Consider the following 16,477-nt stretch of genomic DNA (forward strand, 5'->3'; position numbering starts at 1 on the left):
CCGATGCATGCGGACGCTGGTCACCGCGTACGAGGCGAAGAAGACCGGCCGATCCGCCACGATGGTGCGGAAGACGGTCAAGAAGGTCGGCAACAGCCGGAAGCGGGCGGAGAAGCGGCTGGGCCGCTAGGTGCTGACGCTATCGGCTCAGTGTGCCTGGTCCGTAAAACGCGCCCTGACCTCACGAGCCGAAGGGGCGCACGCCGTGAGATATCTTAAAAAATTAAAATAGTTAATGTTTAAATGGGTTGTTTAATTATATATGAACAAAGTTGGCGCGCAGGAGAAAGATCTGATGAAGATTGTATCTGGCATTTCCGCCGCCGTTTTTGCTCTTGCTCTGACGATTGTTGCCCTCCCCGCGAATGCCTGCAACGGCGGGGGGAATTGCGAGAACGCCCCTGGTCGAGACCCGCCGGGTCACCGTGTTAGCGGAGCCCCCGGGCCCGTTGCTGGCGCTGGGCTTCCGGTCCTGGCCATCGGCTATGGCGTCTATTGGCTGGCTAAGCGCCGCCGCAAGCACGACTGAGGCTCTGAAGAAGGCGCTATAATGTCGGCCGAATGTGCGTGCCGCGGCATTCACGCGACGCATGCCATATCGGTGTGGCTCGTCAGCGAGTTCGATATCGCATGCTGGTGTGACAGCCGTCTCACGTCCCGAGAGGAACGGTCCCAGCTTTGCCCCCATGCTGGGGCCGTTTCTTCGCGCATGGAGGCGCACCGCGGGCCTTGATTCTCTTCGAAAGGAGGGCGGTGGACATGGCCGATTCAAAACGCACTGCCAAAACAGTTCGCGAGCAACTGCTGTCAGATGACAAGGTGCTCGCGCTGATGATGTCGGACTTGCGTTCGCTTCGAAAGCTTGTTGCCGACGCTGAACTTGCCACGCTTTCGCATAGCGGCAGACCGATCGCATCGCTGATGGAGCCGACGGCGCTTGACTTCGGGCCGCAACGGCTCTTTGGGCGCCAGAGCCTACATCAGCCAAATGGCTGTCGCCAAGACTAAAAATCCGACCAGCGCGCAAGCGAGGAAACCACGCTCAACGGCATCCATGGCGTCATTTCCTTTCGTCATCGGCAAATACCTCCGGGGGCACATTATCTAACTTTAAAGCCGTGGTGAGCGGCATCGTTCCCCCGCAAGTTGCCGCGTTTTCCCGGTGGTCTGGCTGAGGAACGCACACGAGCGCCGGAGTTTTTCGCTGGTAAGACGATCTAGTCAATCTCGCCGGCTCGATTTGCGAGCATTCAAGCGGAGATCAGCGCAGGTAGGTTCATTCTGATCTGTCGGGAATCCGACTCGTCGGATTCGCTCAGATAGGCTGTCTATGTTCAAGAGCAGAATAAATCTCGCTTCGGCTTAACACAGGTAAGTGGACCGCCGCTCGGGTGAGGCGATGCTACTTTTTCCCGAGTGGAGGCGTAAATGGATTTTCCAATCGAAGGTGGTTCTAAAGAGGACTTTCAAATCGTGATTATCGTTATGGATAGGCTGGAACAGGAAAGGGCTCAGCTGCTTGCCCTTCGAAAGAAGGTGTCGGATGCGGCCGCTAGGCGAAAGCTCTGCAGTGCGCGTCGCACTCGACCGCCAAGAACGACGCCAAACCGAGGACATGCGCCATGAAGGACCTCACCGGGAAGTGGCACCAACTTCGAGCTGATGCGAAGCACTTTGCCGACCTCGGCACGTCGGCGACGGATCCACGTCAACGCGAGCTGTTTAAGCGTTTAGGTGATGAGCTTGCTATCGCGGCGCTTGAACTGGAACAGGTCGTGAAAAGGCAAAACCCGCATTTGGACTTCGACGAGCAGTGCGATGTTCTGTCCAAAGCCATCGCCGGGAAATGAATCATCGGCGCTTGGCTTGCCCGCTCGGTGTATTTCATGCGGCGAGCTTATCTTCCTTGTCGGGGCCGCGCATGACGATCTTCAGGACGTCATCGGGTAGCGGCCGCTGAAGTGCCTTCGCTTCGTCCCAGGGTGCGCGCCGCCAGACGTCGCGCTCCTCGTCCGTCATCAGGATGACTGGCATCGCTTTGGGATGGATCGGCGCGACGGCCGCGTTCGGCTTGGTGGTGAGGAAGCCATACACGAGATGAGGGCCGGGGACTGGTTTTGACTTGGTGCCGCGGCCGCCCTTGAACTCGGTTCAGATCCCGGCGAACGCGGCGAGTGGTCGCTCGTCATTGGATCCATTCCGGCCGGTCAGGCATCCTCGTCCCACGCGTTGGGATGCAGGGAATGTACTTCGGTTAAGCATGCACCGGAGATAGGCATCAGGGAGAGAGATTGCGAATGCCTCGCGGGATCAACCCTCACCGATATTGAAGCTTACGATCCGGATAGGGTTGCGGTACTGGCCCTTCATGAGGTGGCACCGACCGCCGCAACCAGAGTCCCTCATGTGCGTTGATAGCGATGCTCAATCGACGCCCGATAGTGCCGTTGAAGCACTTCTTTCGCACCTTCATTGCGAAGGGCGGCCCGTTGGAGCGCTTTCTGCTAGAACATGGCCCCGCCTACAACGATCGACGCCTAATAATAGTGCCATTGAAGCACTTCTTTCGCACCTGCGTTGCGAAGGGCGGCCAGTTGGAGCGCTTTCTGCTAGAACATGGCCCCGCCTACAACGATCGACGCCCAATAATAGTGCCGCTGGAGCACTTCCTCCAAACCGGCGCCGCGAACGGCGGCCGGTTCGAGCGCTTCCTGCTCGAACACGGCACCGCCTATAGAGGGCGTGCGCTGCCGAAGAAGTACAGTGCGGCGCGCGGTGCGCTCGGCTGGTGCTTCCGAAATGCGGCCGGCCTCGCGCTCATCGACGACAACCTGACCTACGTCGAGGGTTACGCGGTAGACCACGAGAGCGGCGGCAGCCCTATTCATCACGCGTGGTGCATCGATCGTCATGGCCGCGTGATCGAGACGACATGGCAAAACGTCACCAAAGCCGAATACTTTGGGGTGCCGATCGAGGCCGAGCTGCTGGCCGTCGAGCTGTCGAGGGTCAGCTATTGGGGCGTGCTGTTCGCGGACGGCCAACTCAACGAGCGGCTTATCAAACGACTGACCGGCTGACAGACTCGTCCGGACAGCTCCTTCGCAGCAGCCGGACGCGCTCAATGCGCCCGCACGGATCCCAGCGATATTGAAATGATGTCCTTGTGGTCGCCATCCGGGTGACTTCCCTCAGGCCGCATCGTTTTTTTGCGTATGATGGAGGAGATCAGGGTCAGCAGCGGGCTGCGATCGTCGTTCATCCCCCCTCGAACACACAACGCCTAGCACCGTTCCAGCACGATCTATCGCCAGAACGCAGCGAGTGCGACCATCAGGGCCGTCGCCAAACAGGCGAGCCCGACGATGTAAGGCATATCGCGCTTTTCGCGTGGCGTCATCGATCGTTCCGGAGCTGTTGGATTGCAAATGGTGGGCGGGAACGCTGCCCCGACGCGACCGGCGTAGGGGAGCACGCCGGGGCTGCGCTTCCTCTCGGCGAACCGTCGGGCCGAGGAGTCGACACGGATCCACCGGGAGGTTACGTGGCCAATCCAAGCCCCCTTGGGTAGGGAAGTCTGTGCACTTTTGCACCGAACAGCGGGGGCGCAGCCAAAAAAAGCCCCCGGCAGCGCAGTGCGGGGGCTAAAGGAGTCGTCACAATTAAGGCCGCTGAAGTAGAAACGCCGCGAAAGGCATCTTCATCAGTCCGCCACGGCAGTTGCGGTCTCATAGCCGGTCTTAACGCTTAGGCGAACAGTTCAGCCCCAGCCGGCGTGATCTTCACGGAGGTGCCGCTCTCGTGCATGCACCGCCGGCCGCGCACGATCGCGCGCTTGAAGAAGCGACCGCTTCAATCGTCGCCAGATGCCCGTTGGCCTACCTACGGCGGCGCCTGATCAGCCAATAGACGCCGTAGCCAACCGCAAGGATCGGAAGGCCTGCGCCAGCGATCGGCCCGGGCGCTCCGCCGACGTGTTTGTTCTGACCGGGAGCGTTCTCGTGGGCCTCCGTGCAATTTCCCCCGCCATTGCAGGCCTGCGCGGGCGGGGTGACCGTCGTCAGAGCGAAGACCAAAATCGCAGCTTGACGAACGCGTGCCATGCCTTGCGCGCGACTTCCGTCATCTTGGCTTGGTTGCGCCGATGGACGGCGCGATCATGCGTCCGGGCTGGACAGTGGAATTGGCGCGCTCGGAGAGATTCGAACTCCCGACCCTCGGAATCGAAATCCGATGCTCTATCCAGCTGAGCTACGAGCGCGTGCCGTTTGCGTCGATTATCAGAGTTGGGCCGGAACGGCCAGCGGGGGATGGCGGGAAGGGTGCGCCGCGCACGCGGTCCCGCCCGGTGACGCTTTTAGAAGCAGGGATGCCGGCGGCCGTCCTGGCCGATATAGGCGGAGGCGCTCTGGCGGCATTTTACCGTCGCCGGACCGTCGTAATAGGCGAACGTACCGGACGTCGGCCCTGGGCCGTAATTGTGGAGGTAGCTGATCTGATAGGGCAGGTGCCCGGCGTAGTGCCGGTGGTGGTGATGATGGCGGTAATGGCGGGCGTCGGCCACGCTTGGGGCGGCGGCCATGGCGGCGAGAACCGCTGCGGCGGCGAAAAACTTCAGTCTGGGCATTGTGCGTCTCCAGGGCCAGCCGGGGCGATTCTGGCCGATCCGGCCTTTCATTTAGCGCGGTTTGGAGGGAAAAACTGCGGGAAATCGGCCACATCACGTCAATTTTTGGCCCATTCTGGATGCTTAACGGTTTCCCAACACAGTCCGGCCAGAGTTTTGGGGTCTGGTCCGGGGCCCGCAGCCGGCTTTGTTTGAGGCGACCAAGGCGACTGTCACATTGTTCATGCGCATCACGCTTCTCGCCCTGTTGTTCCTTGCTCTCGCGATGGCGCCGGCGCGTGCCGTCCTGCACATCACGCGCGACCATGGCGGCTACGTCGACGAGTACAAGGCCAAGTACAAGCGCATCCGCGATCGCGGCGATCGCGTCATCATCGACGGTATCTGCAATTCCGCCTGCACGCTGGTGTTCGGCATCGTGCCGATGAACAAGATCTGCGTCACGCCCAGGGCGAGCGTCGGTTTCCACCAGGCCTATTACGACAAGGCCTTCACCTTCGGCATCAAGGTCACGAGCCTCGATGGCACCTCCGACCTGATGTCCTATTACCCGCAGACGGTGAAGGACTGGATCCGCCGCAACGGTGGGCTGACCACCGAAATGAAGAAGATCAAGAACGGCGTTGAGCTCTGGAAGATCGTCGATCCCTGCCCGGAAGAGTGGTAGGGGCGGGCCGGTTTCAGTCATTCGCCTCACCGCAATTTCCCTCGTCATTCCGGGGGCCAATTCCCACCCCCTCCGTTATTCCGGGGCGATGCGAAGCATCGAGCCCGGAATCCATCTGTCCGCTCGTGCATGTGGCGCAATGGATTCTCTGATGTGCAATTGCACATCATAGCTCGCGCCAAGAGGCGCGTCCCGGAATGACGGTGGAGAAAAATTCGCAAGCGATTTCAACCTGATTTGCGCCGTCCAGTCCTCACCGAAAAAACATTCCGCTTCCGTCGTCGGGCAAATCAGTGATTTAACTCCGCGCGTCTCACCCGAAAGAGGGGCGGCTCGCGATCGTCACGAACGTTGCGGTGAGATGCGGTGGACGTGAAGTGTGTGACTGACGAGCACGCGCATCACGGACGGCGAAGTCGTGTGGTCCTGGCGCCCCGACGCTGGCGCTAAGTCCTTAAGGGATGGAAACATCCCTAAGGGCGACGGTGGCAAGAAAGCCCGGTCACCGAGGAGAGCACGAAGGAAACCGTAACACCACCGCGCAGGGAAAGCCGGAATGCTTCGGTTGAACCTGTGGTCCTACCCCCGTGCTTTTTGTTGCACGGGACCCACGGGTGCAACCAGCACCCGGCTTTCCCTGCGCCCTCTGATGATTGAGAGGGTGAAACGAGACGCAAAGCTCGGGCACTTCATGCCGCGAGAGCGCGAACGCACATCCTCACGCTGTTTGAAATTTGAATCAGAACCTCGCCCCTCGTCGTCCCGGCGTTCGCCGGGCGAGGGCCGCGGCTTTGCTCAGCGCTTCGACTTCTTGGCCTTCTTTTTCTTGGAGGTTTTCTTGGTGGCTTTCTTGGACGTTTTCTTCGGCGCCTTTTTGGCTTTCTTTGCCGACTTCTTGGCGGCCTTCTTGCCGGCCTTCTTGGTCTTCGTCGGTCTCTTCTCCTTGGCTGCGGCTACCTTTTTCGCCACTTTCTTGGCAGCCCCTCGCACCTTCTTCGCGGCTGTCGTGGCGGCTTCGATGGTGGCCGTTGCGGCGGCGCCGAGCGTGTTGGTGACCTCTTCGATTACGGGCTTGTCGTCGTCCATGTCATCCCCCAACAGTTGAACGAGAGCACAACGATAGCCGGATTCTTGAAAGCGTCAAATCGATGTCGTCATTTGCGCACTGCGCAGTTCGGCGCAGTCGGCAAGCGCGATTGCTCTCAGGGACAGATGCCAGCGACCGGCGCTTCGATTGTCGTCCCGTCTTCGCTACTGCGCGGGCGTGGCGCGCTTGCGGTCGAGCGCTGCCAGTGCATCGCTCAGGATCGCCTTGATCCGGTCGATGCCCTGCGGATCGAGCACGGATGGATCAAGGTAGAAATCCAGCCCAGCCGTCCGCTCGACGATGACGTCGCCTTTGGCGGCGTCGTCCAGCACGTTGTCGATGGAATAGGGGATCACCTCGCGGCTGATGCCCTTCATGGTGATCGCGGGCAGCGGGTGGGCCTGGATGATGTCCCTCGCCAACGCGAAGGTCTCATAGCTGACCACGATGCCTCCGGGCTCGGCGATCGATTGCAGCCGCGCCGCCAGATTGGCTTCGGCGCCGATGATCGTATAGTCCATCCGGTCCACGCTGCCGAAATTGCCGACATTGCAGTAGCCGGAATTGATGCCCATGCGCGACTTGAAGGGCTGTTCGATGCCGGCGGCGCGCCACTTGGCGTTCAGCTCCAAAAGGCGGCGCTGCATCTTCCAGGCCATCTGGACGCAGGCCTCGGCGTCCGCCCGGTCGCCCTTGGTTTCGGGGTCGCCAAAGAAGATCAGCATGGCGTCGCCGATGAACTTGTCGATCGTGCCGCCATGCTGGTGGGCGATCTCGGACATCTCGGTGAAATACTCGTTGAGCAGTTGGGTGATCTGCTCCGGCTGCAGCCGCTCGGTGGTGGCGGTGAAATTCTGGATGTCCGAGAAGAAGATCGTCAGTTTCTTCCGTTCGGTGTGGATGGTGACGTCCTTCTGGCCGCTGAAGATGCTCTTGTAGATCTGCGGCGGGATGTAGCGGGATATTTTCAGCGACAGCGTGGCGAGGAAATCGTTGTTGGATTCGAGCTCGCGGTTCATGGCCCGGATCTGCCGGGCCTGGCGGCGCTGCATCGTCAGGAAGGAGAGGCCGCTGATGCTGGCGAGCGCCAGGTAGGCGAGCAGATATTTGAAGGAGAACAGGTTCGCCGCGATCGGCTGCGTGATCGCGACCTCCTGGATGCCGCGGACGTCGCCGACCTTCCAGTCGGTCTTGGGGCTTTCGGGATGCGAGTTGTGGCAACTGACGCAGGCCGGCCCCATGATGACCGGGGCGACCAGCCGGACGCGGTCGCTGAACAGCGATGTCGTCGTGTCGACGATCTTCTGGTCCGGGTTGGTGCGCAGGCTCTGCAGCGAAGCTCTCTCGAACTCGTCGAGCTGGTGCGGTGCCCGGTTCTTGAACGGGAAGTCCGAGACGAAGCGGTAGGTGATGTTCTGCTGCTGCTCGCTGATGACCTTGCCGAGCTCGAGCGACAGCGTCGCCGGGATCGGGATCGCGCCCGGGATGGTCTCGTAGTTGTGGACCACCTGGGTCTGGCCGGGATGGGACAATATCCGCCCGACGACGTTCGAGGCGTAATAGGAGCGGACGCTAGAGACGAGCGAATTGAGATCATTGGCCTGCCGCCGGAGCGCGACTTCCGCAAGATTGGTCAGATCGAGCCACACCGCGACCGGAAGGGCAGCGAGCAGCAGTGCAATCAGGAAGCCCGTCAGTGCCGCGGAGCGTATTTGTCTGGGATTGCTGTCCATCGCGATGATCCGATTCCTGCCCGTGCGCAGGCTAAACTTCCATCGCAACCACCGCCTGTAAAGCGCGGCAACGGAGCAGCTTTCTTCAAATTGATGCGTAACTGGAGCGACTTGCCGCGGCGGATGAGGGGCGGGGTGCCGGCAGTTGGTGGCGGCCCTGGCTTAGGCGGAGAGGGCAGTCCGGAGGGACAAAATGCAGTTCGGAACGGCTCCATCATGCCCGGCACAAGGCCGGGCATGATGGTCGGATATCGATGGCGCGAGGCGTTACTTCGGCTGCTCGACGATGCGGATATAAGGCTTCGGCGCCTTCCAGCCCTTCGGATAGATCGTCTTGGCTTCGTCGTCGCTGACGGAGCCGGCGATGATGACGTCCTCGCCCTGCTTCCAGTCGGCCGGCGTCGCGACGCGATGCTTGGCGGTGAGCTGCAGGGAGTCGATGACGCGCAGGATCTCCTGGAAGTTCCGGCCGGTGGTCATCGGATAGACCAGCACCAGCTTGATCTTCTTGTCGGGGCCGATGATGAACACGTTGCGGACGGTCTGGTTGTCCGCCGGCGTCCGGACGAGGGGATCGCCCGAGGTCGAGGCGGGCAGCATCTCGTAGAGCTTGGAGACGTTGAAGTCGGTGTCGGCGATCATCGGGTAGTTCGGCGCGGCACCCTGGGTCTCCTTGATGTCTTCAGACCATTTGGCATGGCGGTCGACCGGGTCGACGGAAAGGCCCATCAGCTTGACGCCGCGCTTGTCGAATTCCGGTTTCAGCCTGGCAAGCGCGCCGAGCTCGGTGGTGCAGACCGGGGTGAAGTCCTTGGGATGCGAGAACAAAAGCGCCCAGCTATTGCCGATCCAGTCATGGAATTTAATTTTGCCCTCGGTGGTTTCGGCTTCGAAATCGGGGGCGGTCGCGCCAATGGGAAGTGTCATGGTGTTGCCTCATGCTATTGAAGTGGCTAAAGAATTTTCTGTGCCGGTGTGCACGCGACTATAGGCGCTGCAAGGGCTTAAGTGAACCACTGTAGCTAAAAGGTGAAATCATTCTCTTTTGTGACGGAACTTCGAGCAACTTCTTTTGATCGGCCTGCCTGCGGCGAAAAAACCCATAATGCCCGCAAGAGCACGGATTGCCGTGGAATTGCCTTTTATGGTCCCCATCTGCGGGGTCCGATCTGCTAATGGGCTCGAACCGTGACCGCGGTCACAGCGACCAATTGGCAACTATGTACAAATGTCGAAACCCCGGTTTCGAATCGGTAACCAGTCGTTTACGCCGGCATGGAAATGCTGGACTGAAATGAGGAACTGAGAAGTCTCGCTATGTCTGCCCCTAGTATCGAGGCGACCGAAGTGGTCGCCCTGCAACCGTCCTGCCGTAAGACCGCCGCCCATGCGCTGACCATCGTACGCGATGGCGTGATCACCGGCGAAGGCCCCACCACCAAGGGCCGTATCCATTTTTCCCGAGCGCTCGATGCCGATGACGCCGCCTGGTGCGCGCGCATCCTCACCGCCTCCGCCGTGGCGCACCAGCCGGTGAGCCGGGAGGAGGTCGCGGCGCTGTTCGAGATCAACGAAGCCGCGGCCGAGCGCAGCGATGATGGTCGTTTCGACGACCTCTTGGCCAAGGCGGTCGCCCATCACGCCGCTTCGATGTCCGGCCTGCCGGTGCCGCCGCGCACGGTCGCGCTGTCGCCGGACACCGACATCGAGAGCTGGGCGCCCACGCACGCCGGCAATATCGACATCAAGGTGCTGGAGTGGATCGCGAGCCAGATGCGTGGCAAGCGCCGCACCAGCCACGCGCTCGCCGCGATGGTCGCCACGCTGGTCGGCGCCGCGGCGCTGCCGCTGGTGCAGCTCCCGAATGTGCTCGATATCGGGTTGATGTAAATCGCCCGACAGCGAGAAGAGGATCAACGGCGGGGCTATTTCCCCGCCGTTTTCTGTTTGCCGCTCTCGACCTCGAGGCCCAGCGTCCGCCCCGGAAAACCGGCGACGTCGAAATAGCGGGTCGACAGCACGCGCTGGAACTTGATGACGGTGCGTAGCCCGTTGGTGTCCGGCTTCGAGGTGACGGTGCCGTCGGCCATCTTCGGGACGATGCCGTTCGGGATCGCTTCCGACATCACCCGGCCCAGCAGCCCGCCATTGGCGCTGGCGCGGAGGTCTAGGAGCTTGGCGATGGTCATGCCGACGTCGGCGTTGCTGACGGGAAGGGGATCGACATAGCCGGATTTGAAGTCGGGTCCGATCGCCGCCATGAAGTTCAGCGTGTCGCCCCGGCTGAAGCTGCCGTGCATGCCCTGGCCCTGGCGCAGGACCGTGTCGGCGACCTGGACCGAGCAATTGGTCGGCTCTTCGCAGCCCGACGACCAGGAACGGAAATTGACTACGATCGACGGCGTCGGCGTCGCCGCCTTGCCACGCAGGTTGAGCTGGGAGATCGGCAACGTGCCGGGGAAGCGCCCGAGCCGGTCATCGACGAACAGGCCGCTGACATAGTCCTGCTCCAGCAGCGCCTTGATGATGCGCCCAGTGAGCTTCTTATCCCGGTTCGGCAGATAGATCAGGTCCGACCCGCCATTGGTGGCCACGACGACGTCGGGCTTGGCGGGGTCCTGGCCGAGCACGCCGTTGCCGGCCTTGGGATGGGCGTTGTCTGCGACGCGGGCGTTCTTGTCGTTAGGATCGAACAGCGGCAGGTCCAGCGCCTTGGCCAGATCGATCGCCAGGAACCCCATCGGCAGGAAATCCTTCGGTGTGTCGTCGTAGGAGATTTTGGCCGCGGGGCTGGTCTTGCTCTCCTTCGAGATCGTTGAGAAGCCATGGTCGGCGGAGACGATGATGTTGGTGGAGGCGGCGAGCCCGAGCTCGTCGAGCGCCTTGCGCAACTGCGCGAGGTTGTCGTCGGCGTTCTTGATCGCGGCCATCGAGGTCGGCCCGTTGATCCCGGGCGTGATCGTGTTGAGGCTGTCGCCGGTGTTGTGCTGGCTGCCATCCGGGTCGCGCGACCAGAACACCAGGACAAACGGCTTGTTGCGCGCCTTGAACATCGGCAGCACCACCTTGGTGGCGACGTCCGCGAAATAGGCCTGCTGGGCGACATTGGCGACCGTGGTGCCGGGTGTCTTGGCGTCGCCGGCCTTGCCATTGTCGCCGCGGCTTGGCGTCGTCAGGGGCAGGTTGGCTTTGGTGAGCGCATCCTTCACCTCCTCGGATACGGGAACGCCATTCTTGCCGCCGGTGGAATCGTCGAAGATGATGGTGTGCTTGCCGCGATCGGTGTGGTCGAACAGCAGCGTCGGGCCGACCTTGCCGATGGCGGCTGTGCTGAAACCCTTCTCGCGCGCCATCTTCAGGATGGTCTCTTCGTTCAGATAGTCGCCGTTGAAGTGATCGTCGATGTCGGCCAGCACCGCGTCATTCTCGATGAAGGGCACAACGGTGTCGCCTGCGGGGGCCGAAGAATAGCCGGTGTAGATGGTGTTGCTGAAGGTACCGGTGTCGCCGAGATAGTGGCCGGTCGACATCGCCGAGCTGTTGGCCATGGTGAAGGTCGGAAACAGCGAATGCGAGTTCTTGAAGTTGACGCCCTTGTCGCGGATATCGGCCATCGCCGGCGCCGTCTGCGGAGTGACGATGCGCGAGCGCAGGCCGTCGGGGATGAACAGGATCACGTTACGTGGCGTGCTGTTCTGGGCCGATGCGGCCCCGGCCGCGAGTGTGATCAAGCCTGCCGATAGCAATGTTATTGTGCGGCGCATCTTCATTTCCCCCATCAGAAGCGACGATCCTGCGATCGATCGTCGCACCCGTTTAGTTTTGCTATATGACAGAATTGTTACAGGCGGGCTCCTGTGCGTGCTCTGCGACAGGTTTGTCAACGCGCCGTCCGAACCGTGCGTAGAGCGCCGGGAGGACGGCCAGCGTCAGCAGTGTTGCGCTAATCAGGCCGCCGATGACGACGGTCGCCAGCGGCTTTTGCACCTCCGCGCCCGTGCCGGTGGCGAAGGCCATCGGCACGAAGCCAAGCGCCGCCACGAGTGCGGTCATCACGACCGGGCGAAGCCGGGTGAGGGCGCCATTCTCGATGGCCTGCCGCAGCGGCATGCCGTCCTCATGGAGCTTGCGGACCAGGCTCAGCATCACAAGGCCGTTCAGCACGGCGACGCCGGACAGCGCGATGAAGCCGACCGCCGCTGAGATCGAGAACGGCATGCCGCGAAGCCAGAGCGCGGCGATGCCGCCGGTGAGTGCGAGCGGCACGGCGCTGAACACCACCAGCGCATCGCGCGCCGATCCCGTGGCCGCCAGCAGCAAGAGGAAGATCAATGCAAAGCACGCCGGCACGACGATGCCGAGCCTCTGCCGGGCCGCGGCCAGATTCTCGAACTGTCCGCCCCAGCTCGTCCAGTAGCCTGGCGGCAGCTTGACCTGCTGGCCGACCTTGGCCTGGGCTTCCGCGACCACCGAGCCGAGGTCACGGCCGCGCACGTTGGCGGTGATGACGATGCGGCGCTTGCCGTTCTCGCGGCTGATCTGGTTCGGCCCCTCGGTGAAGGAGAAGCGCGCCAATCGATTGAGTGGCAGGCTCTGGACCGGGGCGTTGGGCGTTGCCTTCGGCAGCGCCACGGGAAGGTTGCCGAGCGCCTCGAGGTCGGATCGCAACGCTTCCGGCAGCCTTACGACGATGTCGAACCGGCGGTCGCCCTCGAACACGACGCCTGCGTCCTGGCCGCCGACCGCGGCGCCGATCACATCCTGCACCGCCGCTGCGCTCAGACCGCGACGGGCGATCGCGGCGCGGTCGACCTTGATGTCGAGGACAGGAAGGCCGCCGGCCTGCTCCACCTTCACGTCGGTCGCTCCATGCACCGAGCGCAGGACCGAGGCCACTTCGTTGGCCGCTTTCAGCATCGGCTCGAACTCGTCGCCGAACACCTTGACGGCGACGTCGCCGCGAACGCCGGCCAGAAGCTCGTTGAAGCGCATCTGGATAGGCTGGGTGAATTCATAGACGTTTCCGGGCACGCGATTGACGGAGCTTGCGATCTGCTCGACCAGTTCCTCCTTCGTCATCGACGGATCCGGCCATTGATCGCGCGGCTTGAGCATGATGAAGGTGTCGGACGCGTTCGGCGGCATCGGGTCGCTCGCGACCTCGGCCGTTCCGGTCTTGGAGAAGACGAAGGCGACCTGCGGCAAACGGCTGACGGCGTTCTCGACCGCAAGCTGCATCGCCTGCGATTGCGACAGCGCGGTGCTGGGAATCCGCAGCGCATGCATGGCGATGTTCTTCTCGTTCAGCGACGGGATGAACTCCTGCCCGAGGCGCGCGAAGCCAGCGAGTGCGACCGCAAACAGCACCGCAGCCGTTGCGATGACGGGCAGCGGGGCGGCAATCGCATAGCGCAACAGCGGCCGGTACAGGTGCTTCAAGGCGCTGACGAGCCTGCTTTCATGCTCCTGTACGCGTCCCGTGACGGCAATGGCAATCGCGGCGGGAACGAGCGTCAGCGACAGAACGAATGCCGATGCCAATGCCAGGATCACGGTCACGGCCATCGGCGTGAACATCTTGCCTTCGATGCCGGTGAAGGTGAGGAGCGGCACGTAAACCAGGAGGATGATGGCCTGCCCGTAGAGGCTCGGGCGGATCATCTCGACCGCGGAGGCGCGCACGGTGGCCAGCCGCTCGTCGCGGGAGAGGGGACGCCCAAGGTCGCGCTGCCGCTCCGCCAGATGGCGCAGGCTGTTCTCGGTGATGATGACGGCGCCATCGACGATCAGGCCGAAATCGAGTGCGCCCAAGCTCATCAGATTGGCGCTGATGCGGCCCTGCCACATGCCGATGGCAGTCATCAGCATCGCCACCGGGATCACCAGCGCGGTGATCAGCGCTGCGCGAAAATTGCCCAACAGGACAAACAGCACCGTGACGACCAGCAGCGCACCCTCGCTCAGATTGGTCGCAACCGTTCTGACGGTGGCATCGACCAGTTGGGTGCGGTCGAGCACGGTCTTGACCTCGACACCCGGCGGCAGTGTCGGCGCGATCTCGCGCAGTCGCGCATCGACCGCCGACGACACGGTGCGGCTGTTGGCGCCGATCAGCATCAGCGCCGTGCCGACCACCACCTCGTGGCCGTTCTCGCTGGCACTGCCGGTCCGGCTTTCGCCGCCGATCGTGACGGTGGCGATATCGCGGATCCGCACCGGAACGCCGCCGCGCGTAGTGACGACGATGGTGCCGAGTTCCTCCATGTTCTCGATGCGACCGCCGGAGCGCACGACGAATCCCTCGCCGTTCTTTTCGATATAGCGCGCGCCGCGGCTGACATTGTTGGCCTCGATCGCGTTCGCAACATCGGCAAAGGTCAAGCCGAGGGCGATCAGCTTCGCCGCATCCGGATGGACCTGGTACTGCTTGAGATAGCCGCCGATCGTATCGACGCCGGCGACGCCCGGAACAGTCTTGATCTGCGGCCGGATGATCCAGTCCTGTACCGTGCGCAAATAGGCGTTCTTCTCGATGTCGCTCTTGAGCCGTGCCCCGTCGCTCGTGACGAAGCTGCCGTCGCGCTGCAGGCCCGGCGCGCCGTCGGCTCCGACCGGTTTGTCGGCGAAGCGGACGGTCCACATGTAGATCTCGCCGAGCCCGGTCGAGGTCGGACCGATCCGCGGCTCGATGCCTTGCGGCAGGCGCGCGCGAACCTCGGCGAGGCGTTCGGTGACCTGCTGGCGCGCGAAGTAGATATCGGTCGATTCGCTGAAGACCGCGGTCACCTGTGAAAAGCCGTTGCGCGACAGCGAGCGGGTGCTCTCGAGGCCGGGCGCGCCGGCGAGCGCCGTCTCGACGGGAAAGGTGACCTGCTTCTCGATCTCGAGCGGCGACAGCGCGTGGGCCGCGGTGTTGATCTGCACCTGCTTGTTGGTGATGTCGGGCACCGCGTCGATCGATACCCTCGTCAACGCAAAGCCGCCGAGCGCCATGACGACGGCGCAGAGCGCAACGACCACCCAGCGGCGGTGAACGGAGAAGCCGATGATCGCCTCAATCATGGCCATGCTCCGCTTCGGCCGTTTCCAGTTCAGCTTTGAGCGTGAACGTGTTGGCGACGGCGATCGTCTCTCCCGGAGCAAGGCCGCTCACGATCTCGACGTCGTCATCATCCTCGCGACCTGTACGCACCTGTCGCGCCTCAAACCCTTCCGCGTCACGGACGAATATCGTGGCGTTGCCCTTGACGGTCTGCAGCGCTTTCTTCGAGACGATCACCTTGGAGGGCTCGCCGCCGAGCGGCACTTCGGCGGTGACGAAAGTGCCGGGCCTCCACCGGTGATCCCGGTTCGGCAGCGTCGCGATCACGCGAGCATTGCGGGTCTCGCGATCGAGCAGGGGGCTGACAAAGATCACTCGCGCGACCGCTTCGTCGTCGCTACCGATGGCGCGGATCGTGACCAGACCGCCCTCGCGCACGGCGGCGATGTCTTCCGGGGAGACCGCGAGATCGACCCAGATATCGTCGAGATTGACGATGACGAACAGTTCGCTTTCCTGGCCCTCGCGGCCGATCAGCCCGCCGAGGTCGACGCGCCGCTCCGAGACCCGGCCCGAGATCGGCGCACGTAAATATTGCTGGCGCAGGCTTTCCGGCGGCTGGTTCGGAAGATCGGCGATCTCCTGTTCGGACAGACCCAGCGCGAACAGCTTTTGCCTGGCGCCGTCGAGCTTGATCCTAGCGTCGTTGGCGGCGAGCTGGGTCCGCAGGAATTCGTTTTCCGACATGGCCCGGCTTTCGGCCAAGCTTTTTTGTCTGTTGTAGAGGGTCTGCTGCAGATCGTTGGTCAGCCGCGCGGCGAGGTATTCGCTCTTGGCGTCCGCCACTTCGCGGCTTTCGATGACGGCGACGATCTCACCTTTTTCGACACTGTCGCCGAGGCGCTTGCGCAGTTCGCCGACCGTTGCCAGCACGCGTACGGAGACGCGGCCGACGTGGTCGGCGTCGGGAATAAGCGAGCCTGGCGCCAGGAAATGGCGTCTGAGCGTACCGCCCGCAACCGGTGCCAGCCCGATGCCGGCATCGCTGATCTGCTCCTCGCTCAGCACGATGCGCTCGGTGCCGTGATCCTCGCTTTCGGCTTTTGCTGTCCCGGTCGTCGCCGCTTCCTGTTGCGCTGGCGTTCCCGACAGCGGCCAATGCGACCAAACCGTGATGCCCAGGCCGCTGCCGACGATGATGCCGGCAACGAAAAGAAGAATCCGTCTCATATATGCCTTCCCGCCGCGCGCGGGTCCGGGCCCGGCGCTGCTGCCATAACCATGCGTGCAAGTTGGGCGCGCTGCCGGGAGGCAGCGCGGC

Annotated in this window: 13 protein-coding genes, 1 tRNA gene and 2 pseudogenes; 6 read left to right on the plus strand and 10 right to left on the minus strand. The window is 62.7% G+C overall.

What is annotated here, in order from left to right; all coding sequences use genetic code 11:
• Window positions 1–28 precede the first annotated feature (28 nt).
• The 3 genes and pseudogenes from ACZXDY_RS15615 to ACZXDY_RS15625 form a co-directional block, all read left to right on the plus strand.
• A pseudogene (locus tag ACZXDY_RS15615) lies at window positions 29–130 on the plus strand (DUF3606 domain-containing protein); the annotation flags it as partial.
• 629 nt (window positions 131–759) lie between these two features.
• The gene (locus tag ACZXDY_RS15620; protein ID WP_028164032.1) at window positions 760–1,008 is read left to right on the plus strand and encodes a hypothetical protein; all 249 of its coding nucleotides are present in this window, start codon (window positions 760–762) and stop codon (window positions 1,006–1,008) included.
• Window positions 1,009–1,622: 614 nt separating this feature from the next.
• On the plus strand, window positions 1,623–1,850 hold the full coding sequence (locus tag ACZXDY_RS15625) for a hypothetical protein (RefSeq protein ID WP_028164031.1): 228 nt from the start codon (window positions 1,623–1,625) through the stop codon (window positions 1,848–1,850).
• Window positions 1,851–1,884: 34 nt separating this feature from the next.
• Here the strand turns inward: ACZXDY_RS15625 and ACZXDY_RS15630 are convergent.
• A pseudogene (locus ACZXDY_RS15630) lies at window positions 1,885–2,190 on the minus strand (SOS response-associated peptidase); the annotation flags it as partial.
• Between the two features lie 251 nt (window positions 2,191–2,441).
• Between ACZXDY_RS15630 and ACZXDY_RS15635 the strand changes: the two are divergent.
• Window positions 2,442–3,080, plus strand: coding sequence for a hypothetical protein (locus ACZXDY_RS15635; protein WP_464346089.1), 639 nt, complete (start codon window positions 2,442–2,444; stop codon window positions 3,078–3,080).
• Between the two features lie 41 nt (window positions 3,081–3,121).
• Here the strand turns inward: ACZXDY_RS15635 and ACZXDY_RS15640 are convergent, their stop codons facing one another.
• The 3 genes from ACZXDY_RS15640 to ACZXDY_RS15650 all read right to left on the minus strand — a co-directional run bounded on the left by ACZXDY_RS15640 (window position 3,122) and on the right by ACZXDY_RS15650 (window position 4,627).
• On the minus strand, window positions 3,122–3,262 hold the full coding sequence (locus ACZXDY_RS15640) for a hypothetical protein (RefSeq protein WP_464346090.1): 141 nt from the start codon (window positions 3,260–3,262) through the stop codon (window positions 3,122–3,124).
• Between the two features lie 922 nt (window positions 3,263–4,184).
• Window positions 4,185–4,261 (minus strand) — tRNA-Arg (locus ACZXDY_RS15645).
• Window positions 4,262–4,357: 96 nt separating this feature from the next.
• Complete coding sequence (locus ACZXDY_RS15650; protein ID WP_464346091.1) at window positions 4,358–4,627, minus strand: hypothetical protein; 270 nt, start codon at window positions 4,625–4,627, stop codon at window positions 4,358–4,360.
• A gap of 223 nt (window positions 4,628–4,850) precedes the next feature.
• Here ACZXDY_RS15650 and ACZXDY_RS15655 point away from each other — a divergent pair, with 223 nt between their 5' ends.
• The gene (locus ACZXDY_RS15655) at window positions 4,851–5,294 is read left to right on the plus strand and encodes a hypothetical protein (protein WP_028164026.1); all 444 of its coding nucleotides are present in this window, start codon (window positions 4,851–4,853) and stop codon (window positions 5,292–5,294) included.
• Between the two features lie 795 nt (window positions 5,295–6,089).
• Here the strand turns inward: ACZXDY_RS15655 and ACZXDY_RS15660 are convergent.
• The 3 genes from ACZXDY_RS15660 to ACZXDY_RS15670 all read right to left on the minus strand — a co-directional run bounded on the left by ACZXDY_RS15660 (window position 6,090) and on the right by ACZXDY_RS15670 (window position 9,041).
• Entirely contained in the window at window positions 6,090–6,380 is a 291-nt protein-coding gene (locus ACZXDY_RS15660; RefSeq protein ID WP_464346092.1) for a histone, read from the minus strand.
• A 165-nt stretch (window positions 6,381–6,545) separates the two neighbouring features.
• Window positions 6,546–8,114, minus strand: coding sequence for an adenylate/guanylate cyclase domain-containing protein (locus ACZXDY_RS15665; protein ID WP_464346093.1), 1,569 nt, complete (start codon window positions 8,112–8,114; stop codon window positions 6,546–6,548).
• 267 nt (window positions 8,115–8,381) lie between these two features.
• Window positions 8,382–9,041, minus strand: a complete 660-nt coding sequence (locus ACZXDY_RS15670; protein ID WP_130228757.1) for a peroxiredoxin — start codon at window positions 9,039–9,041, stop codon at window positions 8,382–8,384.
• Between the two features lie 390 nt (window positions 9,042–9,431).
• On the opposite strand from ACZXDY_RS15670, the gene ACZXDY_RS15675 reads away from it, so the two are divergent.
• The gene (locus ACZXDY_RS15675) at window positions 9,432–10,004 is read left to right on the plus strand and encodes a hypothetical protein (protein WP_464346094.1); all 573 of its coding nucleotides are present in this window, start codon (window positions 9,432–9,434) and stop codon (window positions 10,002–10,004) included.
• Between the two features lie 35 nt (window positions 10,005–10,039).
• Here ACZXDY_RS15675 and ACZXDY_RS15680 read toward each other — a convergent pair whose 3' ends face one another.
• From ACZXDY_RS15680 to ACZXDY_RS15690, 3 genes are all read right to left on the minus strand, one after another.
• Window positions 10,040–11,878: an alkaline phosphatase family protein gene (locus ACZXDY_RS15680; protein WP_464346095.1), complete on the minus strand. Its 1,839-nt coding sequence runs from the start codon at window positions 11,876–11,878 to the stop codon at window positions 10,040–10,042.
• A gap of 61 nt (window positions 11,879–11,939) precedes the next feature.
• Complete coding sequence (locus tag ACZXDY_RS15685) at window positions 11,940–15,176, minus strand: efflux RND transporter permease subunit (protein ID WP_464346096.1); 3,237 nt, start codon at window positions 15,174–15,176, stop codon at window positions 11,940–11,942.
• Window positions 15,169–16,386 carry an efflux RND transporter periplasmic adaptor subunit gene (locus ACZXDY_RS15690; protein ID WP_464346097.1) on the minus strand — a complete coding sequence of 406 codons (1,218 nt, stop codon included), beginning with the start codon at window positions 16,384–16,386 and terminating at the stop codon, window positions 15,169–15,171. Before ACZXDY_RS15690 ends, ACZXDY_RS15685 begins: the two co-directional genes overlap by 8 nt.
• Window positions 16,387–16,477: the final 91 nt, after the last annotated feature.

This window comes from Bradyrhizobium sp. LeoB3 (assembly GCF_055456055.1).

What these genes read in the sequence shown, in the direction of transcription:
- ACZXDY_RS15625 (WP_028164031.1), top strand. Translation starts at nt 1,623, where the DNA reads ATGAAGGACCTCACCGGGAAGTGGCACCAACTTCGAGCTGATGCGAAG.
- ACZXDY_RS15690 (WP_464346097.1), bottom strand. Translation starts at nt 16,386, where the DNA reads ATGAGACGGATTCTTCTTTTCGTTGCCGGCATCATCGTCGGCAGCGGC.
- ACZXDY_RS15680 (WP_464346095.1), bottom strand. Translation starts at nt 11,878, where the DNA reads ATGCGCCGCACAATAACATTGCTATCGGCAGGCTTGATCACACTCGCG.
- ACZXDY_RS15665 (WP_464346093.1), bottom strand. Translation starts at nt 8,114, where the DNA reads ATGGACAGCAATCCCAGACAAATACGCTCCGCGGCACTGACGGGCTTC.
- ACZXDY_RS15650 (WP_464346091.1), bottom strand. Translation starts at nt 4,627, where the DNA reads ATGCCCAGACTGAAGTTTTTCGCCGCCGCAGCGGTTCTCGCCGCCATG.
- ACZXDY_RS15620 (WP_028164032.1), top strand. Translation starts at nt 760, where the DNA reads ATGGCCGATTCAAAACGCACTGCCAAAACAGTTCGCGAGCAACTGCTG.
- ACZXDY_RS15685 (WP_464346096.1), bottom strand. Translation starts at nt 15,176, where the DNA reads ATGATTGAGGCGATCATCGGCTTCTCCGTTCACCGCCGCTGGGTGGTC.
- ACZXDY_RS15675 (WP_464346094.1), top strand. Translation starts at nt 9,432, where the DNA reads ATGTCTGCCCCTAGTATCGAGGCGACCGAAGTGGTCGCCCTGCAACCG.
- ACZXDY_RS15640 (WP_464346090.1), bottom strand. Translation starts at nt 3,262, where the DNA reads ATGAACGACGATCGCAGCCCGCTGCTGACCCTGATCTCCTCCATCATA.
- ACZXDY_RS15670 (WP_130228757.1), bottom strand. Translation starts at nt 9,041, where the DNA reads ATGACACTTCCCATTGGCGCGACCGCCCCCGATTTCGAAGCCGAAACC.
- ACZXDY_RS15655 (WP_028164026.1), top strand. Translation starts at nt 4,851, where the DNA reads ATGCGCATCACGCTTCTCGCCCTGTTGTTCCTTGCTCTCGCGATGGCG.
- ACZXDY_RS15660 (WP_464346092.1), bottom strand. Translation starts at nt 6,380, where the DNA reads ATGGACGACGACAAGCCCGTAATCGAAGAGGTCACCAACACGCTCGGC.